The organism is uncultured Aquimonas sp., assembly GCF_937888285.1.
Taxonomy (GTDB): domain Bacteria; phylum Pseudomonadota; class Gammaproteobacteria; order Xanthomonadales; family Xanthomonadaceae; genus Aquimonas.
Genome location: NZ_CALART010000112.1, coordinates 19206 through 43245, shown reverse-complemented (window position 1 = coordinate 43245; position 24040 = coordinate 19206). Strand labels below are relative to the sequence as shown.

Genomic DNA, 24040 nt, shown 5'->3' with positions numbered 1-24040 from the left:
GCGCCCCGCCAAGGCCACACCCAAGCGCCAAGCGCTGCCGCCGGAGCTGCCGCGCATCATCACCGTGCACGAGCCCGCGACGGGCTGCACCTGCGCCACCTGCGCCGCTGCTCTGGTCAAGATCGGCGAGCACGTCAGCGAGAAGCTGGCCTACACCCCAGCGAAGTTCCACGTCGAGCGCCACGTCCATCCGCAGTACGCCTGCCGGGCGTGTGAGACCGTCGTCGCCGAGCCGGTCGCACCCGCCATCATCGACCGCGGCCTGCCCGCGCCCTCGCTGTTGGCGCAGGTGCTGCTGGCCAAGTACACCGACCACCTGCCGCTGTACCGGCAGCAGGCGATCTACGCCCGCGCCGGCATCGAGCTGCCGCGCAGCACGCTCGCCGACTGGGTCGGTGCCTGCGGTATCGCCCTGCAGCCGCTGGCCGATCGACTGCGCGAGAAGCTGCGCGAACAGGCCTGCCTGCATGCGGACGAGACCCCAGTCGACACGCTGGATCCGGGCAACGGCAAGACCCAGCAGAGCTACCTGTTCGCCTACCGCAGCACGGCCGGGCCACCGATCGTGGTGTTCGACTACGCCGACAGCCGCAGCGGCAAGCACGCACGCGAGTTCCTCGGGGACTGGCGCGGCGCGCTCATGGTCGACGACTACGCCGGCTACAAGGCGCTGTTCCGCGAGGGCGTCACCGAGCTCGCCTGTTGGGTGCATGTGCGCCGCAAGTTTGTCGAGGTCGTCCAGGCCAGCGGCAGCCCCCTGGCACAGGAGGCCGTCGAACGCGTCGGCGTGCTGTACCGCATCGAAGCCGAGGCCAAGGACCAAGGACTCCACGGCGAGGCGCTGCGCGCCTATCGCCAGCAGCACGCCGCGCCGAAGCTGACCGAGCTGCACGACTGGCTGCAGGCGCTGGGCCTCAAAACGCTGAAGAACAGCGGCCTCGCCAAGGCGGTGAATCACGCGCTCAGCCGCTGGCCCGCGCTGCTGCGCTACCTCGAGGACGGCGGTCGACCGATCGACAACAACCCGATCGAGAACGCCATCCGCCCGATCACGCTGGGCCGCAAGAACTGGCTGTTCATCGGCGGCACGAAAGCCGGCCCGCGCGCCGCCGCGATCATGAGCCTGGTCGCCACCGCCAAGGCCAATGGCCTTTGCCCGCAGGCCTGGCTGACTGACGTACTCACACGGCTTCCGACTACGCGCAACCGGGATATCGACAGCTTGCTGCCCACCGAGGGCTGGGCAGCGCTCGGCAGCTAAGGCCCAGATATCGACAGCCTGCTGCCCACCGAGGGCTGGGCAGCGCTCGGCAGCTAAGGCCCAGCACAAGGTGAGGTCGAGCGGTAGGTGTGGTGGCCGGACGCTTACGCCGCCACCCACCCAGCGCGAGCTGATTGCGCGGGTGGCGACCGTGTTGAAACCCGGTGGGCGCTTTCTGTTCAGTGCGCCTGTGCAACAGGCCGAGTGGATGGATCTGCTGACGGGTCGGCCATCGGTGTCGCTGGGGGAGGCCGCGTATCGCGCGGCGCTGCATGCGGCGGGGATGCAGGTCGTCGCACAACACGTGGATGAGGGCGGCAATCACTACTACGATGCCGTGCCGAGCCCCTGACGGAGGACTCGCATGAAGCGATATGACCCCGATGTGGCGCCCCAGCCTGCGGCCTGGCTGTCGCTGGATGAAGGCACTCGACTCCAGTTGATCACGGCGTTCCACGCAGCCCGGGGTGGCTTTGGCGAGAACGCGGTGGCGCACTCGGCCTTCCACATGATTGTCGAGAACCAGCTGGCCATGGATGAGCCCGAAGACGCGCGGGCCGCGCTGCAGCGGCTGATGCGCGGCGGTCTGTCGCGGCACGATGCGCTGCACGCGCTGGGCTATGTGGTGATCCAGCACATCTTTCCCATTCTCTCCGCACGCGGTGATCCACCGGCTTTCGATCAGGAGGCCTACTGCGCGGCCCTGCGTGCGCTGACGGTGGCGTCTTGGCGGGCGATGCGGGGTTGAGGGGGATCGGCCTCGCCAGCAGCTTCGACAGCAGCGGAGGGTGAGGGTGATGGGCTGGGCCCCCGCATTCGCGGGGGCGACGACGTCAACGGCGAGGCCATCCCGTTGCGTCCGGGTCGCCCTCGCCTTTGCGCGAACGCCTCTCAAGAAACCGAATCGTAAGTGGTTGATCGTATTGGATCGCCTTCGCGGCAGCACGGCGTGAAAATCCGGCCCAAACAGCGTCTAGCGACCCCTGGCTCGTCGCCCCCGCGGAGGCGGGGGCCCAGACCGGACCTGCAGCAGCGGCCAGATCACTGGATCCCCGCATGCGCGGGGATGACGCCCCCATGTTTCTTCGAGAACACCCGCCCCGCGACGCGGGGCTGAGAAGCTCTCAGGGACGCGACGACGCTCGCGCTTCAAGCCGCTTCGCAGCAGCCATCAAGCCGCGTCGAACGGCCCGGTGATCGCCACGGTGAACCCGGGCCTGTAGACATTGGCGAACAGGGTGCGGCCGTCGGGGCTGAAGCAGGCGCCGGCCCATTCGGCGCCGCGGAAATCGCCGCTGTGGCCGAACACGCCATCCAGCTGCGCGTTGTTGCGGGCCAGCTCGAACAGGCCGCCGGCGCGGTCCAGGCCGTAGAGGCGCTGCACGGGCTGGTCGCTGTCCTCGCAGAGCACCAGCAGGCCCTTGGGGCCGAGACAGATGTTGTCGGGGTAGTCGAGCACGGCGCTGCCCGGCGACTCGTAGAACAGCTCCAGGGTCTGGCTGCTGGGGACGAAGCGGAACACCTGGCCGCTGCCGGCATCGCCGCCGTCGGTGGCGGTGAAGAAGACTTCGTCCTCACCGATGATCAGGCCTTCGAGACGGGTGAACAGGCTGGCGCCCTGGGCCCGGCCCTGGCGCAGCAGGCCGTCCATGCCGCCGCCTTCGACCCAGCCGGCTTCGGGCTTCTCGATGTCCACCCAGTCCACGTCGAAGCGCTGGCCGGGCTTCAGGCCGCGGCGCAGGTCGGGCTGCGATTCCACCCGCAGCATCTGCAGGCGACCGCCCTCGATGAGCTTGCCGGGCGTGGTCGGCAGCAGGCGATAGAAGCCGGCGGGGCGATGGTCTTCGGTGAGGTAGACGACGCCGTCGCGCGGATCGACGGCAGCGGCCTCGTGGCGGAACTGGCCGAGCGCGGTGAGTGGGCGGGCGTCTGATGCGCCGTCAGCCGGGACCTCGAAGACGAAGCCGTGGGCACGGGTCAGCTGGAAGGTATGCCCCTTGTATTCGCCGCTGTGGTTCGCGGGAGTCACGATTTCCTCGCAGGACAGCCAGCTGCCCCAGGGCGTGGTGCCGCCGGCGCAGTTCTGCAGGGTGCCGGACAGCGAGCCGCGGGCTTCGATGAGTGTGCCGGCGGCGCGGTCATAGCGCAGGGTGACGGTGCCGCCGCCGCAGGGGGCGTCGTAGTGGCTGCTGGCGGGGCCGAAGCTGCCGTCGAGGTTCACGCACTCGTGGTTGCGCACCAGGGTGAAGACCTCGCCTTCGCTGCGCACCAGGCCCATGCCGTCGGCTTCGCCCGGAATGCTGCCGAGCCCGTCGGCGAGCGCTTCGCCGGCCCAGCCGAAGCTGCGGTAGCTGAAGCCCTCGGGCAGTTCCAGCAGCGGCAGGCCGGTGGTCTCGTCGGCGACGGGACGCAAGCGGCCATAGCCGGCAGCGCGGGCGCCGGTCTCGCTGCCCAGTCCGGCGCGCGCGAACGCCTGGCCCAGCGGACTCAGCGCGATCAGTGAGGCCGCGCTGCCGCCGAGCAGACGGCGGCGAAGGGGATCGGTGGATGCGGACTTCAGCATGGCTGGGCTCTCGACTTCGTAGGCGCACCGTGGGGCGGCCGTGGTCGTGGAAGTGTGCCCGGTTCTGGTTTCGATGGGCTTACAGAAGCCGAGATTCAATGGGCTCGGGCGGGTGAAGGAAGTGGTGCGCGGCACGTGCACGAGTTCGTTGCGTGATCGGTGCGCGACACGCGCACCCTACGCGATCTCTGCTCGCTGGCTTCGATGCGTGGGCGGCGTCGTTCGGGCTTGGTTGGTGCGCGACACGCGCACGAGGTCACCATTTGGTCTGCGCGCGTTACGCGCACCCTACGCGATACCCGCGCGATGGCTTCGATGGGGGTTTGGCGTCTTTCGTGGTTGTAGGGTGCGCGTGTCGCGCACCACGGGCGTTCGACCGTCGCGGCGCGCTCAGACGGGGGGCGGAGGCGGTGGAGTCATGGGTGCAGGCGCAGCGCGCTGCCCGCGCCGGAACAGCAGCACGCCGACCACCACGAGCGCGGTCAGGCCGCCGAACAGCCACCAAGGTCGATACCAGAGCCAGCCGCTGCCAATCGCGATCAGGCTGAAGCTCGCGGCGAACATGAAGGACACGACGGCGGCTGCACCGCCGACCAGGCGACCGAGCAGGGGCACCCATTCGGCCAGCGCCACCAGCGGACGCAGCAGCAGGCCAAAGCCCATCCACAGCAGTGCGAAGCCGGCGCCGCGCAGGCCCCAGGCGAGCGCGCTGTTGCTGCTGCGGGCAGATTCGATCAGCGCCTCCGGCGCGTGTTCACCACGCTCGATCAGGAAGAAGGCCTCGTCGGTGCGCAGCCTGGCGGGTTCGAGTCGGCCGGCCGGTGCCGCGGCGATCAGGCTGACCTGCCCTTCCGGTATGCGCGCGAAGCGGATGCGCAGGTCGCCGACCTGCGGCGAGGCGAAGTTCTCGCCGCTGTACAGCCAGCCGTCGGCCGGCCGCAGGCTGGCGGCGAGGTTGGGCGGCAGCGCGTCGGTGCTGGCCGGCAGCGGCTCCCAGCCGCCGATCTCGCTGGCGATCCGCGGGTCCAGCACGCGGCCGTCCACGCGCACTTCGCCTGCGCTGAAACGCTGGCTGCGGAACGGCGGCGGCGGCGGGTTCTCATGGCCTGCGGGCTCGCGGAAGCGGCTGCTGTCCGCGTGCTCGTCGGACCAGCGGCGCTCGTAGCGGTACTCCTCGACTTCGCGAGTGCTGCCATCGGCGCGGCGCTCGCTGCGCTTTTCGCGCTTCTCCACCCACTGGAACATCTCGACCTCGCGGCGCAGGGCCAGGCCCTGGGCGGCGACGCCGAAATCCGGGTCCGCCACCGGTGCGCTGGCGCTGGCCGCGGCGCTGACGTGGGCAAGACCGCCCTCGCCCGCCTGCGCCAACGGTTGGACCTGTGCAGCGGCCGCGTCCAGCACCTGGGTGCGGCGCATGGCGCGGCCTTCGTTCCAGAACTGCAGGCCCAAAGCCACGGCGATGCAGGCGAGCCCGAACAGGGCGCCGCCGAGCACGCCCTTGCCCTTGCCGGTTTCCGCGCGCGGCATGCGCAGCCCTGGAATCATGTCGGCTTACTCGGCGGTATCGCCGATCTCGACGGCGTAGGCGTCGATGCGGTACTCGACCTTGGCGACCTCCATGCCGCGGGTCGATTCCTCCTGCAGGTGCTGGCGGTGATCCTCCGACAGCTCCTTGCGCTGCAGCTGGCCGTAGACCACGGCGGGGCCGCTGGAATCCTTGGGCACGTCGAACTTGTGGTCGTGCATCATCACGCGGACGCTTTCGCCCTGGTCTTCCAGCACCACCCAGCAGCCCTTGTTCTGGCAGACCTCGACGATGCGGCCGCTGAACTTCTGCCGGCCTTCGGCGTGCCTGTCGAAGTCGGCGATGGCGGCCTGTACCGGCGTGGCCTCGCCTGCGGGCATGTGCTCCAGCCCGTAGCTGCCGGCAACAGCCAGCGCGGGCAACAGGGCGGACAGGCAGAAGGCGATCAGGGTCGTGCGCATGGCGGGGCTCCGGGCGGCGCAGGCCGCGTGTGAAGGAGCCCGCACGATAGCGCAGGCGGGGCTCAAGCCGCCAAGGGCTGCCCCTGCAACTCGGCCTGCGGCTGGGCGACGCCGTAGCGGCCCTTGTCGTCCAGCGCGACCTCGGCCATGGCGCAGCGGGTGTCGTGGGTGAAGTACAGGCGCACGCCGCGGGCGCGCATGTCGTCGAGGAAGGCGCGCTTCTCGTCGATCAGCATTTCCGGATAGCGGTCATAGCCCATGGTCACCGGCAGGTGCACCCAGGGCGCGCCGGGGATCAGATCGGCGCAGAACACCACGCCGCCGTGGCCATTGGGCCCGACGATCTCGGCCAGCATCAGGCCCGGCGTGTGGCCGTCGCTGTAGTGGAAGCGCACGGCCTCGCCCAGCGATGCGCAGTGCGGGCCGTCGACCAGCTCCAGGCGGCCGCTGCGCTCCAGCAGCTCGGGCAACTCGGGGATGAAGCTGGCGCGGTCGCGCGGATGCGGATACTTGGCGCGCTCGAAGCAGGCGCGGCTGACCACATAGCGTGCATTCGGGAACAGCAGGCGCGGCGGCTGGCCGTCCTCATGCGCGGCGAGCAGGCCGCCGGCATGGTCGAAGTGCAGGTGGCTCAACACCACCACGTCGACGTCGGCATCGCTGAAACCGGCGCTGGCCAGCGAGTCGAGCAGCACGTGGCGATCCTCGACCACGCCGAAGCGCGCTTTCAGTTTGGGCTCGAAGAAGGCGCCGATCCCGGTCTCGAACAGCACCCGCTTGCCGTTGACGCCCTCGGCCAGCAGGGCGCGGCAGGCCAGGTCGATGCGGTTGTCGGCGTCGACCTCGACCCACTTCGACCACATCGCCCGCGGCACGTTGCCGAACATGGCGCCGCCGTCGAGTTTCTGCGAGTTGCCGATGAGGGACCACAGCTTGATCGTCATGGCGTTCTCCTGCTCAACGGAAGATGGCGTCGTCGCCGCTGCCGTCGGCGGCCTTGCCCACACCTTCCCAGCGCGAGTCGGTGCCGGCCTCGACGGCGCCCGTGGCGCGATTCCAGACCACCACCTGCATGTTTCCCCAAGGCCGCTCGGCGGCCTTGATGACGTGGCCGCGCGCGACCAGGGCTTCCGTCTCTGCCGGCGAGAGGGCCTCGGCTTCGACCGAGAGCTGATCCGGCAGGTACTGGTGGTGGAAGCGCGGCAGATCCGCCGTGGCCTGCGCGCCGCCGCCGTCGGCCAGGTTCAGCAGGCCGAGGATGACCATGCTGATGATGCGGCTGCCGCCGGGCGTGCCGAGGATGGCCGTGCGCTCCGGGCTGACAAGGATGCTCGGGCTCATCGACGACAGCGGGCGCTTGCCGGGGGCGATGGCATTGGCGTCTTCGCCGACGAGGCCGAAGGCGTTGGGCACGCCGGCCTTCATCGAGAAGTCGTCCATCTCGTTGTTGAGCAGGAAGCCGGTGCCGGGGATGACCATGGCATTGCCGTAGGGCAGGTTCACCGTCTGCGTGACCGCGACCAGGTTGCCGTCGGTATCCAGCAACGAGAAATGCGTGGTGTCCGGCCGAGCAGCCATGCCCACGCCGGGCAGCAGCTCGCTGGGCGTGGCGCGCTGCGGGTGGATGCCGGCGCGCAGGCCGGCGGCGTACTGCGGGCTCATCAGCAGTTCGACCGGCACCTCGACCTGGTCGGGATCGCCGAGGTGCAGGGCGCGGTCGCGGTAGGCGCGACGCATGGCCTCGACGGTGAGATGGATGCGGTCCACGCGCGACAGCGGCGCCAGATCGTAGCCGCCGAGAATGTTCAGTACCTGCGCGATGGCGATGCCGCCGGAGGACGGGGGCGGTGCGGTGATGATGCGGTGCTCGCCGAAGCTGAGCGACAGCGGTGCACGCTCGACCACCGCGTACTGCTGGAGATCCTCGATCGTCCAGATGCCGCCCGCTTCGCGCACGCCGTCGACCAGGGTCTGCGCGAGCTCGCCGCGATAGAAGCCGTCATGGCCTTCGGCAGCGAGCTTCTCCAGCATCGCGGCGTAGTCGGGGTTGACCATGCGCGTGCCTTCGGCGGGGATGTCACCGTTGCGCAGGAACAGTGCTGCGGCGCCCGGATCGGCGGCGATGACCTCCTTGCGGAAACCGAGCATCAGCGAATTCTTGCGGCCGAAGGTCCAGCCTTCGCGGGCCATGCGGATGGCCGGCGCCAGCGACTTCGACAGCGGCAGGCGGCCGTACTTCTGCGACAGATGCACCAGCCCCGCCGGCAGGCCGGGGATGGCCGCGGCCAACGGGCCGTCGATGCTGCGCCGGCGCACCGGCTCGCCGTTCTCGTCGAGGAACATGTCGCGGGTCGCCGCCAGCGGCGCGCGCTCGCGGGCGTCGATGAAGACGTAGCGATCCTCGGCGGCGATGTGCAGCAGGAAGAAGCCGCCGCCGCCGATACCCGAGCTCTCGGGTTCGACCAGACCCAGCGCGGCACTGACCGCCACCGCCGCGTCGAAGGCATTGCCGCCGGCGGCCAGCACTTCCATGCCGGCGTCGGTGGCCTGCGCGTTGGCGCTGGCGATCGCCGGGTGGCGCGGCTTCTCGGCCGCGAACGAGACGGACACACACAGCAGCAGGCCGGCCAGTGCCGCCCCGCGGAGAATGCTCAGGCGCACTTGGCGACTCCTGTCAGCAGTTCGAACTTGATGAGCAGCTGCTCACGCGATTCGGGATGGGCGGGATCGAGATCGATGCACTCGACCGGGCAGACCTCGACGCACTGCGGTTCGTCGTAGTGGCCGACGCATTCGGTGCAGCGCTCGGGCGCGATCTCGTAGATCACCTCGCCCTGGCTGATCGCGCCATTCGGGCAGGCCGGCTCGCAGACGTCGCAGTTGACGCAGAGCGCGTTGATGATCAGGGCCATGCTGTTCCTGCGTCGCAGCCCGCCCCGGGAATACTCCCCCGGGGCGGCGTGGATCCTGTGCTTCGAGAGGCTTACTTCGCTTCGACGAAGACGTACTCGGCGCCCGAGGCGGCGACCGCCTGGGCGACGCGGTCGGAGTCTTCCGGCTTGCCGATGAACAGCACGCGCACTTCGTTGAAGGAGCCGGCCGAGGCTTCGGCGAAGGCTTCGACGATCAGGTCGGCCATCTTGGCCGACTCCGGCGAGCCGAACGCCAGCATGTTGCCGGGCAGCACCCCGCGCGCGACGGTACCGGCGACGTTGTCGAGCTGGCGCTCGTACTCACCCTGGAAATCTTCGCGGGCCGCCGTCGGCAGGTAGTACATGAAGGGCTGCGAGCGCAGCTTCTCCGGCATGTTCTGCTTGACCACCTCGACCAGGTAGGTGCGCCACTCGCGCTCGTTGGAGGCATCGGTGGGCGCGACCAGCTGGACCTTCTCGGCCTGCACGGGGGCGGCCGCCTGTTCCTGCTGGCCGCAGCCGGCGAGGCCCAGTCCGATCAGGGCGACGAACGCGATCGGGGCGAAGCGGAGATTGGATTTCATGCGGGGCTCCTTGGGGCGTGAATGGCATCGATGCGGGACGACCTGCCCCACGCTCGACACGGGTCGGGGTCAGCTGCGGTTCCAGCGCTTCTTGAGCGCGGCGTCCACGGCCGGATGGACAAATCCGGAGACATCGCCGCCGAGCCGCGCGATCTCGCGCACCAGCGACGAGGAAATGAAGCTGTACTGCTCTGCCGGGGTGAGGAACAGGGTCTCCACCTCGGGAATCAGATGGCGGTTCATGCTGGCCATCTGGAACTCGTACTCGAAGTCCGACACCGCGCGCAGGCCGCGCAGCAGCACGCCGCCGCCGACCTTGCGCACGAAATCGGCGAGCAGGCTGTCGAAGCCCACCACCTCGACATTGGGAATGTCGCCCAGCGTGGTGCGGGCCAGCTCGATGCGTTCTGCGAGCGCGAAGCCGGGCCCCTTGTGCGGGCTCTCGGCAACGCCGACGACGATGCGCTCGAACAGCGGCGCCGCCCGCGACACCAGGTCGATGTGGCCGTTGGTGATCGGGTCGAAGGTGCCGGGATAGACGGCCGTGCGCTGGCGGGACGAACTCATGCGGATACAGCCCGGGAATCAGGCCTCGGAGTGTAGCAGGGGGCCATCGGCGCCAGCCTGTTCCCGACGATACAGACGGCCATGGGCATGGCGGGTGGCGAGCTCGCGATGCAGGCGCCAGTCGGCGGGCACCGGCGGCGGCGGCCCCGGCGCGGCTTCGATATAGATGAAGGCGCGCGGCGCCAGATGCGGCGGCAGCAGCTCGACCACTGCGGCCTGCAGCCCGGCGGCAAAGGGTGGATCGACGAATACCAGCCCATAGCGCTGGGCGGCGGGCCGCCGCAGCCAGGCGAGCGCGTCGCCGGCCAGCACGTCCAGCGCCACGTCCAGGCGCTGGGCATTGGCGCGGAGGGCCGCAGCCGCGGCGGGATCGCGCTCGATCAGCAGCACGGGCTCGGCGCCGCGCGAAGCGGCCTCGAAGCCGAGCGCGCCGCTGCCGGCGAAGAGATCGAGGCAGGCGCGGCCGGCGGTCTCGTGCATCAGCCAGTTGAACAGGGTTTCGCGCATGCGGTCGGCGCTGGGCCGCAGCCCGGGCACGGCGGGAAAACGCAGGCGGCTGCCGCGCAGGCGGCCGCCGATGATCCTGACTTCGCCCGCGGCGGCGAGGCCCGTCTTTGCAGCGGCAGAGGGAAGACGAGGTCGTGACATGCCGCCAAGGCTAAGCCACTCGGCCAGCGAAGGGGCGGATCGGGCCTGCTGCTACGATGTGCGCCCCTTCAAGGCGCTTGCCTTTGCATGTTCAAGTTCTGGAAGAAGAAGCCCGCGACGCCGACCGTGCCGGACGCTGCGGATGCGCCGCCGGCGGAAGCCGCGCGCGTTGAGGCCGCGGATGCCGCCGGCCTTGAGGACGCTGCCCGCGCCGCGCCCGAGGCTATCGAGGCGGAACCGGCACTGCTGGATGCGCTTGTCGCCGAGCCCGCCCCGCTGCCGGAAGTCGAGCCGGCCGCTGAAGCCCCGGGCACTGCTTCGCCTGACCCGGAGCAGCCGATCGCGACAGCCACCCCAACCAAGCTGAGCTGGCGTGAGCGCCTGTCGGGCAGCGCCCTGGCCCGCGGCTTCGCTTCGCTGTTCTCACGCAACCCCAAGCTCGACGAGGACCTGCTCGACGAGATCGAAACCTGCCTGCTGACCGCCGATGTCGGCGTCGCCGCCACCGAGTCGCTAGTTTCCGGCCTGCGCACGCGCATGAACCGGCGCGAGTTCGCCGATGCCCGCGCACTGATGAACGCCCTGCGCGGCGAGCTGCAGGCCCTGCTGCAGCCGGTCGCGCAGCCGCTGTCGATCGCCGGCGCCAAGCCTTTCGTGATCCTCACCGTCGGCATCAACGGCGTCGGCAAGACCACCACGATCGGCAAGCTGGCCCACCGCTACCGCGGACAGGGCAAGCAGCTGCTGCTCGCCGCCGGCGACACCTTCCGCGCGGCGGCGGTGGAACAGCTGAAGACCTGGGGCGAGCGCAACCAGGTGCCGGTGATCGCCCAGGGCAGCGGCGCCGACTCGGCCTCGGTCATCTATGACGCGCTCGCGGCCGCGCAGTCGCGCGGCGCCGATCTGCTGATCGCCGACACCGCCGGCCGCCTGCACACCCAGAGCGGGCTGATGGACGAGCTGGCCAAGATCCGCCGGGTGCTGGGCAAACTCGACGCTTCGGCGCCACACGAGGTGCTGATGGTGATCGACGGCACCACCGGCCAGAACGCGGTCAACCAGGTGCGCCAGTTCCGCGCCAGCGCCGGTGTCACCGGCCTGGTGGTGACCAAGCTCGACGGCTCGGCCAAGGGCGGCGTGGTGTTCGCGCTGGCGCGTGAGTTCGGCCTGCCGATCCGTTTCGTCGGCCTGGGCGAGAAGGCCGCCGACCTGCGCGAGTTCGAGCCGGCCGCCTTCGTCGACGCCCTGCTGCCGGAGTCGCTGGGCGCGTGAACGCCGTCGTGGCTCCGCGCCGGCAGCGCTGGCCGCTGTACGCCGGCGCGGTGATCGTCGTGCTGATCCTGCTGCTCTCGCTGCTGCGCCACTACATGCAGCCCGAGCGGCTGTCGGCGACCCTGCTGGCGGAGGCGGAAAAAGCCACCGGCCTCAGCCTCAAGTTGGCGACGCCGGCCGATGTCTCGCTGTGGCCTGACCTGAACATCGTGCTGCGCGGACTGGAAGCCCGCAGCGAGGCAGGTGCGCGGCCGATCCTGGTGGCCGAACGCGTCGAGCTGGCCCTGCCCTGGGGCACGCTGTGGGGCAATGAGCTGCGCGTGCATGCGCTGCGCCTGCATCGACCGCGGCTGGACCGCGATGCGCTGGCGGCCTGGCTGGGCTCACGCCCGGCCAGCATCGGCCCGGCAGCCCCTGCACAGCTGCCCAGCCTGCAGGCCGAGCTCGCCATCAGCGAAGGGCGCGTGGTGGGGCGCGCCCGCGATGCCTGGGAGCTCGCCGCCATCGACCTCAGGCTGTCGCGGCTGATGCCGGGCGAGGATTTCCGGCTCACGCTGGGCCTTGAGTACCGCGATGCCGAACGCAGCCTGCCGCTGAGCCTGGATGCCGCCGGCCGGCTGCATCCGCAGGGCATGCCGCTGGAGCTGGCGCCGCTGGCGCTGCGCCTGCTCGACCCGGCCCAGGAAGAGCTGCTGCGGCTCAATGGCCATCTCGAACTGGCCTGGCCACATCGCATGCAGCTGTTGCTTGAAGGCCGCAGCAGGCACTGGCCGGCAGACTGGCCGGCCCTGCCTGCAGCCGCCGACGAGAGCGATGCCGACTACGCCCTGCTGCTCGAATTCATCGGCACGCCTGAGCTGCGCGGCCCGCTGCGCGTCGAGTTCAGCCGCGGCGGCCTGCGCAGCCAGCTGCAGGCAGAGGCCAGCCAGCTGCTCGACTGGCTCAGGCAGCCGGGCACGCAGTCGCTGCCGCCCGCACGCGCCAGCGCGGAGATCCCGCTGATCGAGCGCGAAGGCCTGCGCATCGAGGGTCTGCGCATCGAGCTGGGCGAATCCGCGCAGGACGCCAAGACCGATGCGCGCTGACGCCGGCGCTTCGCTCGCTGCGCGCCTGCTCGACTGGCATGCGCAGCACGGCCGCCACGACCTGCCCTGGCAGCATCCGCGCACGCCGTACCGGGTGTGGCTGTCCGAAGTGATGCTGCAGCAGACCCAGGTCGGCACCGTGATCGACTACTTCGCGCGCTTCGTCGAAGCCCTGCCCTCGCTGCCGGCGCTGGCAGCCGCACCGCTGGACCGGGTACTGGGCCTGTGGTCGGGACTGGGCTACTACAGCCGCGCGCGCAACCTGCATCGCACGGCGCAGCGCTGCGTCGAGGAACACGCGGGCGAACTGCCAACCACGCTGGACGCGCTGATGGCCCTGCCGGGCATCGGCCGCAGCACGGCCGGCGCCATCCTCGCCCAGGCCCACGGCCTGCGCTTTCCGATCCTCGACGGCAATGTGCGGCGGGTGCTGGCGCGCTATCACGGCATCGCCGAATGGCCGGGGCTGCCGGCGGTTGAAAAGCAGCTGTGGCGGCTGGCGGAGTCGCATCTGCCCGGGGACAGGCTCGCCGATTACACGCAGGCGCAGATGGATCTCGGTGCCACGGTCTGCACGCGCGGCAAGCCGGCCTGCCTGCTGTGTCCGCTGCGCGAGAGCTGTGCCGCGCACCTGCAGGGCCTGACCGCGCTGATTCCCGCGGCGCGACCGCGCAAGGCGATTCCCACACGCGGCACGCGGATGCTGCTGCTGATCGATGCCCACGGCCGGGTGCTGCTGGAGCGGCGCCCGCAAACCGGCGTCTGGGCCGAGCTGTGGAGCCTTCCCGAGTGCGCGGAGGACGCAGACGCCGAGCGCGCCGCCCGCGCCCTGCCCGCCCGTATCGACGACGAAGCCGAGCCCCTGCCCGGCTTCCGCCACACCTTCAGCCACTACCATCTCGACGTGCAGCCGCTGCGCTGGCGCGCGCGGGCGATCGAAGGCGTCGGCGAAGGCGCGAACAGCGCGCCGCAGCGCGCCTGGTTCAGCGCTGCCGAACTCGCCTCCCTTGGCCTGCCCGCGCCCGTGCGCACGCTGCTGGCCGAACACCTCGAAGCCCCAGGCGCCGCACGCGCTGCGGGCGATCACCCCTGAAAGCAAGCTGGAGCCCGCCATGCCCCGCACCGTGTTCTGCGCAAAGCACAAGATCGAAACCGAAGGCCTCGACTTCGCCCCCTGGCCGGGCGAACTCGGCAAGCGCGTCTACAGCGAGATCGGCAAGCCGGCCTGGGCCGAATGGCTGGCCCACCAGACCATGCTGATCAACGAGAACCGCCTGTCGCCGATGGACCCCAAGCATCGGGCCTACCTGGGCGAGCAGATGGAGAAGTTCCTGTTCGGCGACGGGGCGGATGCGGTCGCGGGCTACGTCGCGCCGGACGCGAACTGAGGGCAGGAAAGTCGAAGGCTGGGGCGAGATTCGCCCCCTCTCCCCAACCTGCCTTCGCTTAGCTCGGGCTCCGGAGAGTGTCGGCTGCCACCGGCAGCCGACAAACACTCTCCTCCGCTTCCCACGAGGGGAGAGGGGCTTGAGAGGAGTGCTTCCCTAAACGCGAGGGAGCTCTGGAAGCGGGGAAGTCCAAAGCTGGCGGCAGGTTCGCCCCCTCTCCCCAACCCCTCTCCCGCAAGGGGAGAGGGGCTTCAGAGCGGCGCTTCGATAAACGAGAGGGAGCGCAAAGGGACCGGGATTACAACGAGGAACCAATTGAGCGAGGGCGCTGAACTGGCCGGCTCTTCGCTTCTAACGAATCCCGGCCCCGGCCCTCGCGCACAGCGCTCGGGCGTTCGCCGGCGCGCGCGGCGATGCCGCGCAAGCACGCCGGCTCACCCCCACTCCCGAATCCCAGCTTCTCAAGCACACACCGCAGCCAGTACCGCCCTTGAGCTGACGGTGGGGCTTGGGCGCTGCAGCTGCCACACAGGCACCTGCTCCGGTTCGAGTGGCGCGGGGCCGCTGCGGCGGTCGCCGGCGAGCCAGCGGCGCACGGCGACGCGGTCGCCATGCGGGGCGAGCAGGGCCAGCAGGCGCTCGACCGGGGCGGACAGCGCGCGGTCGGTGCGGGGCATGGCCCAAGTGGTGCAGATCGGCAGCAGGTGGCCAAGCGGCAGGGCAACGAGATCGGTGTCGTTCTCGTCGAGCGAGAGCTCAGCGAGGATGCCCACGCCCATGCCGCGGCGCACATAGCTCTTGATCAGCTCGCTGTCCTGGGCGGTGCAGCCGACCCGCAGGCTGAAGCCGGCGGAGGCGAAGGCACGGCGCAGGCTCGAACGCTCGTCGAGCGTCGAGTCGTAGCTGATCAGGGGATGGCGCGCGAGCTGGGACAGGCTCACCCGACGCAGTTCGGCCAGCGGATGGTTGCGCGGCACCACCGCCACCCGCTGCCAGCGCAGCACGGGCACCGCGAGCGGGCCGGGCGGGACATCGGTGGAGGTGCTGACCAGGGCGATATCGGTATCGCCGGTGGCGAGCTGGGTGAGCGCATCCTCACGGCTGGCGTGCCGCAGGCGGATCACCAGCTGCGGCTGTTCGGACTGCAGCACCGACATGGCCGCGGGCAGGATGCTGCGCGCAAGCGTGGGGGAGGAGGTAATGGACAGGACACCGCCGTTGTCGCGCTTCAGGCTCTGCGCGAGCGCACGGATCTGTTCGGCTTCGGCAATCATGCGGCGGGCGCGCTGCACGACTTCCTGGCCTTCGGGTGTCAGCGCTTCGAGGCTCTTGCCACGGCGCTTGAAGAGGCGGAAGCCAAGCCCGGATTCGAGCTGGCGGAGTTGCTTGGACAGACCGGACTGGGTCGCGTGGATACGCTCGGCGGCGAGCGTGACGTTGAGCCCGGAGTCGACGATGGCGAGGACGGTGCGGAGCTGGGTCAGGGTCATGATGTCGTTCCGGGAGATCGCAAGGGCTGGTGCTGGTTGCTGGAGTCGAGGAGGTACCAATTGGCGCTGGTAAAGCCCCAACCGCCTACGTAGGACATGCGAATACACGGGTTACCGGTATTGATCGATTTCATGGTCTTGACCTCGGGTGTGGGCGACGCGGCGCCCGGGAGTGCTCAGGGTGGTGCGGGGGTCTTGCTTGGCCGGACAGGCCGACAGGTCTGCTCGGTTGGTGCATCGCGTCATATGACACGATGAATCGAACGTAACGGGTTTCTGTCAACCCTGCCAGCGTTTTTTACGGGCATATGACCAAAGAGTCGTATGCGGATTCGGACCTTGTCAGTCCCCGGCGCTGCTGCGCCGCGTCGGTACGGCGACGTTGCACACCTCGATGCGCCCGGCCGGATGCGCGAACCACGGCTCGTGGCGGGAGCGGCGCGACTCGATGAAGGCGCGGAAGCTGTCGGAATCGGTGCGCATGACCTCGAAGCGCGGACGCGCGTCCTCGTCCATGGCGCTGGCCAGACGCATGGCCCTCACCGCTGGCTTGGCCTGGTCTTCGGTGTAGAAGCCCAGCGGCGCGCGCCCGCGCGGCAGGCTGGACAGATGCTCGACGCCCTCCAGCACGCGGCCGAACAGGGTGACGTTGCGGTCCAGATGGCGCGGAGCGTGCCCGGTCACCACGTAGAGCTGGGCGGCGCTGCCGCTGTCGGGGGCGTTGTCGCGTCCCGCGCCCAGCGTCCCGTAGCAGTGCGCCAGCCAGCTGCGGCCGGAGGCCGGATCGCGTGCGGCAGGGAAGCCGTCGATGAAGCCGGCTTCGGGGGCGTAGACATCGCCATCCGGCATCGGGGTGAAGGCGCCGACCCTGTCGCTGGCCTGGTCGAACTCGGCCGCGAGCCGTTCCGCCTGCTCGCCGCGCGGACGCGCCTGCTCCACGTCGTCGGCCAAAGGATCGCCCCACTGGGCAACGTAGTTGTCCTGCGAGCGCAGCACGGCGAGTCCGTCGAAGTAACCCTGCGCGATCAGCCCGCGCAGCTGCTCCGCATGCTTTGGCGCGAAGGCCGGGGCGATCTCGATGTAGACCGTGCCGGAGTCGAGCTCCAGCAGGACGAGATTCTCAGGATCGACAGCGCGCCAGGCCTCGACCGGCGCCTGCGCCAGCACTTCGGCGCTGGTCAGTGGTTTGGGGGCGTCGGCGGCGTGTGCGGCAGTAGCGAGCAGCAGGCTGAGGAAGATCAGCGGGCGCATCGAAGGTCTCCATGGATCGAGTGGCACGACTTTGGCCGCGTTTTGTGCAAGCCTCAAGCACGCGCTCCACGCCAACGTCGCTGCATCCACGCGCCGGCCCCGCTCGAATCCCGAATCCCCCATCCCGGCTCTACAGCCTCAGCGCTGGCCCTTCCAGCAGATCCAGCTGCTCGCGCAGCTGGTTCAAGAGCCGGTCCCAATGCGCGCGCTCCTCGAACCAGGGGAAGGCCGCCGGAAACGCGGGATCGCTCCAGCGCCGCGCGATCCACGCGTGGTAGTGCAGCAGGCGCAGGCTGCGCAGGGCTTCGATCAGGACCAGTTCGCGCGGCTCGAAGGCGCGGAACAGGCTGTAGCCCTCGAGCAGATCGCCCAGCTGCCGGCGCATCGACTCGCGATTTCCGGAGAGCAGCATCCACAGGTCCTGCATGGCCGGCCCGGTGGCGCAGTCGTCGAAGTCGACGAACTGGATCTGGCCCTCGCGCCACAGCAGGTTGCCCGGATGGCAGTCGCCGTGCAGGCGCAGCTCGGCGAGCGGTGCGGCTTCGTCGAAGGCGTCCTCGACGGCATCGAGCAGGGCTTCGGCGGTGCGCTCGAAGCTTTCCTCCAGCTCGGCGGGCAGCCAGCCCTGGGTGAGCAGGAACTCCAGCGGCGCCTCGCCGTGGCTCAGCAGATCGATGCGTGGGCGGTGCCGGAAGGGTGCGCGCGCGCCGACCTGGTGCAGGCGGCCCAAGGCGCGCCCGAGCTGCTCCAGCGTGGCCGCGGCATCGAGCTCCGGAGCCAGCCCGCCGCGCAGCGGGAACAGGGCGAAGCGGAAGCCCTGGTGGCGGAACAGGCACTGCCCCTCACGCGCGATCGGCGCCACCACCGGAATCTCGGCGGCTTCGAGTTCGCGGGTGAACTCGAGCTCCTCGATGATCGCCGCATCGCTCCAGCGGCCGGGCCGGTAGAACTTCGCGACCAGCGGCGCCGCGTCGTCGAGGCCCACGCGGAACACGCGGTTTTCGAAGCTGTTGAGCGCGAACACGTGCCCGCTGCAGGCGTGGCCCTGGGCTTCGACCGCTGCGATCACGCTGGCCGGATCGAGCCCTGTGTAGGGCCGTGCGGCCGCGAGGCTGTCAGTCGATGCCAAGCTTCTTCAGCTTGTAGCGCAGGGCGCGGAAGGTGATGCCGAGCTTGGCCGCGGCCTTGGTCTTGTTGTAGCGGCACTCTTCGAGCGCCTTCATGATCGCCTCGCGCTCGACCTGCTCGATGAAATCCGTCAGCGGCTCGGAGGATGGGCGCGCCGCGGGCGGCGCGGCGGTCACCGCCGGCGCTTCGCCAGCGACGGGCCCGACGGCTGCAACCCCGGGCGCGACCTGCGCCGCATGCCCGGCCTCGGGCGCGAACATCGCGGCGGCGCGCGGCAGGTGCAGGTCGTCGGCACCGATGCTGCCGCTGTCGCACAGGGCAACGGCGCGCTCCAGGATGTTTTCCAGCTCGCGCACGTTGCCGGGGAAGGGATAGGCCTTCAGCGCCGCGGCGGCATCGTCATTCAGGCGATAGGGCGGGTCGCCGTTCTCCTGCGCAAGCCGGCGCAGGATGGCCTCGGCCAGCGGCAGGATGTCGCCGGTGCGCTCGCGCAGCGGCGGCACGCGCAGCTCGATGACATTGATGCGGTAGTAGAGGTCGTGGCGGAACTTGGCTTCGGCGACCAGCTGGGCGAGGTTCTTGTGGGTCGCCGAGAGGATGCGCACGTCGACCAGCTGCTCGGTGTTGGCGCCCACCGGTCGCACGGACTTTTCCTGGATCACGCGCAGCAGCTTGACCTGCATGTGGATCGGCAGCTCGGCGACCTCGTCGAGGAACAGGGTGCCGCCGTGTGCGGCCTGGAACAGCCCTTCCTTGTCGCCGTGGGCGCCGGTGAAGCTGCCCTTCTTGTGGCCGAAGAACTCGCTCTCCATCAGCTCGGAAGGAATCGCACCGCAGTTGACAGGCACGAAGGGGCCTTCGGCGCGCGGGCCCTGCTCGTGGATCAGCCGGGCGACCAGCTCCTTGCCGACGCCGGATTCACCGCTGATGTAGACCGGCGCCTGGCTGCGCGCGACCTTGGAAATGGTGGCGCGCAGCTGCTGCATCGCCGGCGAGTCGCCCTGCAGCTTGTTGGCCGAGAGCTGCAGTTGGGCGCGGCGCTGCTCGCCAAGCTGCAGTGCGCTCTGCACCAGCCGCCGCAGCACGTGCAGGTCGACCGGCTTGGAGACGAAATCGAAGGCGCCGGCCTTGAGCGCATTCACCGCGGCGTCGACGTTGCCGTACGCGGTGATCATCGCCACCGGGGTTTCCGGATACTTCTGCGAAATCAGCTCGATCAGGCTCTGGCCGCTGCCGTCCGGCAGGCGCATGTCGGTGAAGCACAGGTCGTAGCGCTGGCGCCCGAGCTGTTCGCGGGCGGTCGCAAGGTCGGCGGCCGTTTCGACCCGCAGGCCCATGCGGCCGAGAGTCAGCACCAGCAGCTCGCGGATGTCGCGTTCGTCGTCGACGATCAGGGCACAACGCGTGGTCGACATGGTCACCTGTCAGGAATCGTGGCGCTGCGACACCGCCGCCGCGGGCGTGTCGCTGGGAGCGGCGATGAGGATACGACACCGTCTGGGCTACGTCTCGCCGCTCGTCTGCCCGAAGCTGCGCGACTTCGCCAGGGTGATGCGGAAACAGGCCCCGCCGGCCGGCACCGGCACGTACTCCAGCGAGGCCTGGTTGGCTTCGCAAAGCTGGCGGGCGATGTAGAGGCCCAGGCCAGTGCCGTGCTCATGGGTGGTGAAGAAGGGTTCGAAGATGCTGGCTGCCACCTTGGCCGGGATGCCCGGGCCGCGATCCATCACTTCCACCACCGGCGGGCCGTAATCCAAGGCCTGGCGCGCGCTGACGGTAACCCGCGCGGGCTCGCCGGGCAGGCGGCCGTAGTTCAGGGCATTGGTGACCAGCACGGTCACCGCCTGGTGCAGCTGGGCCGGGTCGACCACGGCGTACAGGCGGCGCGGCGGCGGCGCGGCGATCAGCTGGTCCTTGTCGAGGTGATGGCTGGCCAGGTAGTCGTCGACGAACTGCCCGACCCACTGCGAGAGGTCGACCTGCTCGGGGCGCGAACGCTCGCGCCGCGACAGGTTGAGCACGTTCTCGATGATCCCGTTCATGCGCTGGCAGTGCGAGAGGATGATCTCGACCAGGCGCTTGTCGGTATCGGGCAGATCGGGCGATTCCTCCAGCAGCTGCGCCGAATAGCTGATCGCTGCCAGCGGATTGCGCACCTCGTGGGCGATGCTTGCCGACAGCCGGCCGAGGGTGGACAGGGTCAGCTCCTCGGCGCGCCGCGAGACCAGACTGGCATCGTCGAGGAAGATCAGCACCAGGCCATCGCTGGCCGAAAGCTTGGCGAAGCGCGGGATCACCTCGATGCCCTCGCCGGCCAGCTGCAGCGGCTGGCTGGCGCCGTCGCGGCCGCGCTGCCAGTCCGACAGCCGCCGCGACAGGCTGGGTGAAAGCGTGCCGAGGTACTGCTCGGTCGGCGAAGGCTGGCCGAGCAGATTCCAGGCGGCTTCATTGCTGAGCTGGATCTGGTTGCCGGCATCGACCACCAGCACACCGGTGCGCATGCGCCGGATGATCAGCTCGTTCAACTGCGACAGGTTGGCCAGATCGGCGCCACGCTGGGCTGCGAGCAGGTTGGCATCGCGCATCTGCCGGCCCAGCAGGTTGCAGAGTACGGCCACCGCCAGGTAGCTGATCGCGAGCATCACCGACTCGACCAGGTCGCGTGACGCACCGCGTGCACTGAGGCCGGTGAAGAAGTACTCGGTGACGCCACCCAGCGCCATCACCGTGGCCAGGGCGAGACTGAGCTTCAGCGGCAGCAGCAGTGCGCCGGCACCGACATTCACCAGCATCATCAGGCCGATCGCAGTGTCGATGCCTTCCGACACATGGAAGAACAGCAGGGCGACGGCGATGTCGATGATCAGTCCGATCGCTGCCTGCGCCGTCAGCCGCAGCCGCGCCTGGCTGGCCGCCACCACCAGCACCAGCGCCAGCACCAGATAGGTCACCGCCGCCGCTCGCGCAAGCGCGGGGCTGGTCAGCGCGATCATCTCGGCGGCGATCGGGCTGAACACCACGAACACCAGCAGCGCGCCCTCCAGAGCCCGGTACAGGGCGTAGAAGTACAGCTCGCGGCGCAGCCCGAGTTCGGAAGCCGGATCGCGCGTCGCTGCAGCACCCTCGCTGTTGTCGCTCATGCCCTGCCCTGGTTGCCTCGCAGACTGGGCCGAGTATAGGCGGGCAGGCGCAGCTGTCCGCAGGCTGTGGCGAGCCGCCGGTAGACCAAGGGGAAGAGCTTGCAGTCAGCGGGCGCAGCAGCGTTCTGTTCGACTTGAGGCGGCGTCCATCTGCACGGGACAGCCGACCTGGGACGCCAGCGGCTGCAGCCTCGCCCAAGCGCAGGCCGCTGCCGCGCTCATGCGCTGTGGCGCTCGGCCTCGCTGTCGAGCCGGCAGTGCGCACCAAGGCTCCGGGTGCGGGCCATCGCAGCCGCTGCGATGGCCTCGGCGACGCGCAGCCGCTGGGCGATCCGGCTGCCGGGCGGAACCTCACGCAGAGCTTCGGCGAGCCAGGCCCGCGCCTCTGCCAAGCCCTGCCTATCGCGCTCGATGCCAACACCGTCCCACATCCGGTGGCGCAGGCGCAGACCGAGTGCGGCCGCGTCGGCGGGCTCGCTCGCCAGCACGGGCGCTCGCCAGCGCTGCGGCCCGGGCAAGTCTGCGGCCGCGAGCGCACGTCCACAGCTTCGCCCGAAGGCCAGCCCTTCGAGCAGGGAATTGCTGGCCAGGCGATTGGCACCGTGCACGCCGGTGCATGCGCATTCGCCGATCGCATGAAGCCCCGTGAGCGTGCTGCGGCCCGTGAGATCAGTGACGATGCCGCCCATGTGGTAATGCACTGCCGGGGCCACCGGCAGCGGCTCGCTGCGCGGATCAAGGGCGTGCGCCTGGGCAAGCGCAAAGACGGCCGGGAAGCGCTGCGGGAAGGCCGCACCGACAGCGTCCCGGGCGTCCAGCCACACCGGGCCCTGCCGCAGCTGCCGGTACACCGCGCGTGCCACGACGTCGCGCGGCGCCAGCTCGGCGCCCGCCGTTCCGAGCATGAAGCGGCGGCCCGCGTGGTCGAGCAGCACCGCACCGGCGCCGCGCAGGGCTTCGGTGAGCAGGGGCAGCGGCGCAGGATCCAGCCCGCGCACCGCCAGTGCGGTGGGATGGAACTGCACGAACTCCAGATCGCGCAGCTCGGCGCCCGCCTCCAGCGCCATCGCCAGCCCGCTGCCGTCCGCGTGTGCAGGGTTGGTGGTGTAGCGGAAGAGCTGGCCGATGCCGCCGGTGGCCAGCACCACCGCGCCGGCGGTGAGCGCGTAGCGGCGCCCCGCCCGGTCCTCGGCCAGCACGCCCGCCACGGTCGACTCCGACTGCAGCAGGCCGCGCGCCTCGAAGCCTTCCAGCACTTCGACGTGCGGCGCGCGGCGCACTGCAGCCGCCAGTGCGCGCATCACTTCCGCGCCGGTGGCGTCGCCCTGCGCGTGGACGATGCGCTGCGCCGCGTGGGCGGCTTCGCGGCCCAGGCTGAAGGCGCCCGTGGCATCGCGGTCGAAGCGCGCGCCGAGGGCGGCCAGCCAGTCGATCAGTTCGGGCGCCGCGGCGGTCAGCGCCTGCACGCGCTCGGCGTCGTTGTGTCCCGCACCCGCGGCCAAGGTGTCCTGCGCGTGCGATAGCGGGCTGTCGCCCGCGCCGATCGCCGCGGCAATGCCGCCCTGCGCCCAGTGGCTGGCGCCATCCAGACCCAGCCGGCCAGGCGTGAGGATTAGCACGCGGCGCGGCGCGGCAGCCAGCGCCGCACTCAATGCGGCGATGCCGGAGCCGACGATCAGGACTTCGGCGCGCATCGCGCTTACGCCGCCTCGCGACGACCGATGTCGAGCATGCGCTGCACCGCCTGGCGGGCGCGGCGCGCGGTCTCGGCGTCGACCTGGACTTCGTGCTGGCCCAGGCGCAGGGCGTCGAGGATCTTCGGCAGGGTGATCCGCTTCATGTGCGGGCAGAGGTTGCAGGGCCGGGTGAACTCGATGTCCGGAAAGTTGACCGCGACGTTGTCGCTCATCGAGCACTCGGTGACCATCACCACGCGCTTCGGCCGCTTCGCATCAAGGTGATGGATCATCGCCGCGGTGCTGCCGACGAAATCGGCTTCGGCGAGCACGTCCTGCGGGCATTCCGGGTGGGCCAGGATGTGCACATCCCCCTGCGCTGCGCGGTAGTCGCGCAGCTCGGCGCCGCTGAAGCGCTCGTGCACCTCGCAGCTACCCTGCCAGAGGATGACTTCGACCTTCGTCTTCGAGGCCACGTACTGGCCGAGGTACTGGTCCGGCAGGAACAGCACGCGGTCCACGCCCAGCGACTCGACCACATGCACTGCGTTCGCCGAGGTGCAGCAGACATCGCTCTCGGCCTTCACTTCGGCAGTGGTGTTGACGTAGGTGACCACCGGCACGCCGGGATAGCGCTGGCGCAGCAGGCGGATGTCCTCGGCGGTGATGCCGGTGGCCAGCGAGCAGCCAGCGGCGGTGTCCGGAATCAGCACGGTCTTGGCCGGGTTCATGATCTTGGCCGTCTCGGCCATGAAGTGGACGCCGGCCATGACGATGATGTCGGCGTCGACGTCCACCGCCTGCTGGGCCAGGGCCAGCGAGTCGCCGACGATGTCGGCGACGCCGTGGAAGATCTCCGGCGTCTGGTAGTTGTGGGCCAGGATGACCGCGCGCTTCTCTTTCTTGAGGCGCTGGATGGCGTCGATATAGGGCAGGTGCATCGCCCACTCGGCATCGGAGATCACCTGGCGGGTGCGCTCGCGCAGGGCGGCGTGGCGACGCGCCATGGCGTCATCGGCGGTCGGCAGGATCGACAGGCTGGCAGGGCTCATGGGCACTCCGGTTGCGGAAGCGCGGCGCGGCCTTGGA

At 70.0% G+C, this 24040-nt stretch carries 23 protein-coding genes; 7 read left to right on the top strand and 16 right to left on the bottom strand.

The window, feature by feature from the left end; all coding sequences use genetic code 11:
• The 3 genes from Q0654_RS21805 to Q0654_RS21795 form a co-directional block, all read left to right on the top strand.
• The coding region (locus Q0654_RS21805) for an IS66 family transposase (protein ID WP_298857398.1) at positions 1–1261 on the top strand (1261 nt) is incomplete at its 5' end.
• Between the two features lie 208 nt (positions 1262–1469).
• Positions 1470–1613 carry a hypothetical protein gene (locus tag Q0654_RS21800; RefSeq protein WP_298857396.1) on the top strand — a complete coding sequence of 48 codons (144 nt, stop codon included), beginning with the start codon at positions 1470–1472 and terminating at the stop codon, positions 1611–1613.
• A 12-nt stretch (positions 1614–1625) separates the two neighbouring features.
• Positions 1626–2009, top strand: coding sequence for a DUF1841 family protein (locus tag Q0654_RS21795; protein WP_298857394.1), 384 nt, complete (start codon positions 1626–1628; stop codon positions 2007–2009).
• A 423-nt stretch (positions 2010–2432) separates the two neighbouring features.
• Here the strand turns inward: Q0654_RS21795 and Q0654_RS21790 are convergent, their stop codons facing one another.
• The 9 genes from Q0654_RS21790 to rsmD all read right to left on the bottom strand — a co-directional run bounded on the left by Q0654_RS21790 (position 2433) and on the right by rsmD (position 10521).
• Complete coding sequence (locus Q0654_RS21790; RefSeq protein ID WP_298857392.1) at positions 2433–3824, bottom strand: alkaline phosphatase PhoX; 1392 nt, start codon at positions 3822–3824, stop codon at positions 2433–2435.
• A 390-nt stretch (positions 3825–4214) separates the two neighbouring features.
• A complete protein-coding gene (locus Q0654_RS21785; RefSeq protein ID WP_298857389.1) occupies positions 4215–5369 on the bottom strand; it encodes a TMEM43 family protein in 1155 nt (384 codons plus the stop codon).
• A 6-nt stretch (positions 5370–5375) separates the two neighbouring features.
• Positions 5376–5810: a DUF4920 domain-containing protein gene (locus Q0654_RS21780; RefSeq protein ID WP_298857387.1), complete on the bottom strand. Its 435-nt coding sequence runs from the start codon at positions 5808–5810 to the stop codon at positions 5376–5378.
• Between the two features lie 62 nt (positions 5811–5872).
• A complete protein-coding gene (locus Q0654_RS21775; RefSeq protein ID WP_298857400.1) occupies positions 5873–6748 on the bottom strand; it encodes an MBL fold metallo-hydrolase in 876 nt (291 codons plus the stop codon).
• A gap of 19 nt (positions 6749–6767) precedes the next feature.
• Positions 6768–8471, bottom strand: a complete 1704-nt coding sequence (ggt, locus tag Q0654_RS21770) for a gamma-glutamyltransferase (protein WP_298857385.1) — start codon at positions 8469–8471, stop codon at positions 6768–6770.
• On the bottom strand, positions 8462–8722 hold the full coding sequence (locus Q0654_RS21765) for a YfhL family 4Fe-4S dicluster ferredoxin (RefSeq protein WP_298857383.1): 261 nt from the start codon (positions 8720–8722) through the stop codon (positions 8462–8464). The genes ggt and Q0654_RS21765 overlap by 10 nt, the downstream gene beginning before the upstream one ends.
• 71 nt (positions 8723–8793) lie before the next feature.
• Positions 8794–9306, bottom strand: coding sequence for a hypothetical protein (locus Q0654_RS21760; RefSeq protein WP_298857381.1), 513 nt, complete (start codon positions 9304–9306; stop codon positions 8794–8796).
• A 69-nt stretch (positions 9307–9375) separates the two neighbouring features.
• Positions 9376–9873, bottom strand: a complete 498-nt coding sequence (gene coaD / locus Q0654_RS21755; protein WP_298857379.1) for a pantetheine-phosphate adenylyltransferase — start codon at positions 9871–9873, stop codon at positions 9376–9378.
• A gap of 18 nt (positions 9874–9891) precedes the next feature.
• Positions 9892–10521 (bottom strand): 16S rRNA (guanine(966)-N(2))-methyltransferase RsmD, encoded by a 630-nt coding sequence (rsmD, locus tag Q0654_RS21750; protein WP_298857377.1) that lies wholly within the window; start codon positions 10519–10521, stop codon positions 9892–9894.
• Between the two features lie 87 nt (positions 10522–10608).
• On the opposite strand from rsmD, the gene ftsY reads away from it, so the two are divergent.
• The 4 genes from ftsY to Q0654_RS21730 are packed head-to-tail and all read left to right on the top strand — an operon-like array spanning position 10609 to position 14266.
• Positions 10609–11793, top strand: coding sequence for a signal recognition particle-docking protein FtsY (gene ftsY, locus Q0654_RS21745; RefSeq protein WP_298857375.1), 1185 nt, complete (start codon positions 10609–10611; stop codon positions 11791–11793).
• Positions 11790–12878, top strand: coding sequence for an AsmA family protein (locus Q0654_RS21740; RefSeq protein WP_298857373.1), 1089 nt, complete (start codon positions 11790–11792; stop codon positions 12876–12878). The genes ftsY and Q0654_RS21740 overlap by 4 nt, the downstream gene beginning before the upstream one ends.
• The gene (gene mutY, locus Q0654_RS21735; protein ID WP_298857371.1) at positions 12868–13971 is read left to right on the top strand and encodes an A/G-specific adenine glycosylase; all 1104 of its coding nucleotides are present in this window, start codon (positions 12868–12870) and stop codon (positions 13969–13971) included. Before Q0654_RS21740 ends, mutY begins: the two co-directional genes overlap by 11 nt.
• A 19-nt stretch (positions 13972–13990) precedes the next feature.
• Positions 13991–14266: an oxidative damage protection protein gene (locus Q0654_RS21730; protein WP_298857368.1), complete on the top strand. Its 276-nt coding sequence runs from the start codon at positions 13991–13993 to the stop codon at positions 14264–14266.
• Positions 14267–14727: 461 nt separating this feature from the next.
• On the opposite strand, the gene Q0654_RS21725 is transcribed toward Q0654_RS21730, so the two are convergent.
• The 7 genes from Q0654_RS21725 to nadA all read right to left on the bottom strand — a co-directional run bounded on the left by Q0654_RS21725 (position 14728) and on the right by nadA (position 24003).
• Positions 14728–15756, bottom strand: coding sequence for a LysR substrate-binding domain-containing protein (locus Q0654_RS21725; protein ID WP_298857366.1), 1029 nt, complete (start codon positions 15754–15756; stop codon positions 14728–14730).
• Positions 15757–16098: 342 nt separating this feature from the next.
• The gene (locus Q0654_RS21720) at positions 16099–17007 is read right to left on the bottom strand and encodes a peptidylprolyl isomerase (protein WP_298857364.1); all 909 of its coding nucleotides are present in this window, start codon (positions 17005–17007) and stop codon (positions 16099–16101) included.
• 130 nt (positions 17008–17137) lie between these two features.
• Positions 17138–18136 (bottom strand): serine/threonine protein kinase, encoded by a 999-nt coding sequence (locus Q0654_RS21715; RefSeq protein ID WP_298857362.1) that lies wholly within the window; start codon positions 18134–18136, stop codon positions 17138–17140.
• On the bottom strand, positions 18123–19550 hold the full coding sequence (locus tag Q0654_RS21710; protein WP_298857360.1) for a sigma-54 dependent transcriptional regulator: 1428 nt from the start codon (positions 19548–19550) through the stop codon (positions 18123–18125). Before Q0654_RS21710 ends, Q0654_RS21715 begins: the two co-directional genes overlap by 14 nt.
• A gap of 87 nt (positions 19551–19637) precedes the next feature.
• Positions 19638–21275, bottom strand: a complete 1638-nt coding sequence (locus Q0654_RS21705) for an ATP-binding protein (protein WP_298857358.1) — start codon at positions 21273–21275, stop codon at positions 19638–19640.
• Positions 21276–21493: 218 nt separating this feature from the next.
• Positions 21494–22969 (bottom strand): L-aspartate oxidase, encoded by a 1476-nt coding sequence (locus Q0654_RS21700; RefSeq protein ID WP_298857356.1) that lies wholly within the window; start codon positions 22967–22969, stop codon positions 21494–21496.
• Positions 22970–22974: 5 nt separating this feature from the next.
• The gene (gene nadA / locus Q0654_RS21695) at positions 22975–24003 is read right to left on the bottom strand and encodes a quinolinate synthase NadA (protein WP_298857354.1); all 1029 of its coding nucleotides are present in this window, start codon (positions 24001–24003) and stop codon (positions 22975–22977) included.
• Positions 24004–24040 lie beyond the last annotated feature (37 nt).

Excerpts from the sequence above, each read along its gene's own strand:
- Q0654_RS21765 (WP_298857383.1), bottom strand. The coding sequence starts at position 8,722 with ATGGCCCTGATCATCAACGCGCTCTGCGTCAACTGCGACGTCTGCGAG.
- Q0654_RS21725 (WP_298857366.1), bottom strand. The coding sequence starts at position 15,756 with ATGACCCTGACCCAGCTCCGCACCGTCCTCGCCATCGTCGACTCCGGG.
- Q0654_RS21720 (WP_298857364.1), bottom strand. The coding sequence starts at position 17,007 with ATGCGCCCGCTGATCTTCCTCAGCCTGCTGCTCGCTACTGCCGCACAC.
- Q0654_RS21800 (WP_298857396.1), top strand. The coding sequence starts at position 1,470 with ATGGATCTGCTGACGGGTCGGCCATCGGTGTCGCTGGGGGAGGCCGCG.
- Q0654_RS21760 (WP_298857381.1), bottom strand. The coding sequence starts at position 9,306 with ATGAAATCCAATCTCCGCTTCGCCCCGATCGCGTTCGTCGCCCTGATC.
- Q0654_RS21780 (WP_298857387.1), bottom strand. The coding sequence starts at position 5,810 with ATGCGCACGACCCTGATCGCCTTCTGCCTGTCCGCCCTGTTGCCCGCG.
- coaD (WP_298857379.1), bottom strand. The coding sequence starts at position 9,873 with ATGAGTTCGTCCCGCCAGCGCACGGCCGTCTATCCCGGCACCTTCGAC.
- mutY (WP_298857371.1), top strand. The coding sequence starts at position 12,868 with ATGCGCGCTGACGCCGGCGCTTCGCTCGCTGCGCGCCTGCTCGACTGG.
- rsmD (WP_298857377.1), bottom strand. The coding sequence starts at position 10,521 with ATGTCACGACCTCGTCTTCCCTCTGCCGCTGCAAAGACGGGCCTCGCC.
- nadA (WP_298857354.1), bottom strand. The coding sequence starts at position 24,003 with ATGAGCCCTGCCAGCCTGTCGATCCTGCCGACCGCCGATGACGCCATG.
- Q0654_RS21700 (WP_298857356.1), bottom strand. The coding sequence starts at position 22,969 with ATGCGCGCCGAAGTCCTGATCGTCGGCTCCGGCATCGCCGCATTGAGT.
- Q0654_RS21730 (WP_298857368.1), top strand. The coding sequence starts at position 13,991 with ATGCCCCGCACCGTGTTCTGCGCAAAGCACAAGATCGAAACCGAAGGC.
- ftsY (WP_298857375.1), top strand. The coding sequence starts at position 10,609 with ATGTTCAAGTTCTGGAAGAAGAAGCCCGCGACGCCGACCGTGCCGGAC.
- Q0654_RS21785 (WP_298857389.1), bottom strand. The coding sequence starts at position 5,369 with ATGATTCCAGGGCTGCGCATGCCGCGCGCGGAAACCGGCAAGGGCAAG.
- Q0654_RS21710 (WP_298857360.1), bottom strand. The coding sequence starts at position 19,550 with ATGTCGACCACGCGTTGTGCCCTGATCGTCGACGACGAACGCGACATC.
- Q0654_RS21790 (WP_298857392.1), bottom strand. The coding sequence starts at position 3,824 with ATGCTGAAGTCCGCATCCACCGATCCCCTTCGCCGCCGTCTGCTCGGC.
- Q0654_RS21705 (WP_298857358.1), bottom strand. The coding sequence starts at position 21,275 with ATGAGCGACAACAGCGAGGGTGCTGCAGCGACGCGCGATCCGGCTTCC.
- Q0654_RS21795 (WP_298857394.1), top strand. The coding sequence starts at position 1,626 with ATGAAGCGATATGACCCCGATGTGGCGCCCCAGCCTGCGGCCTGGCTG.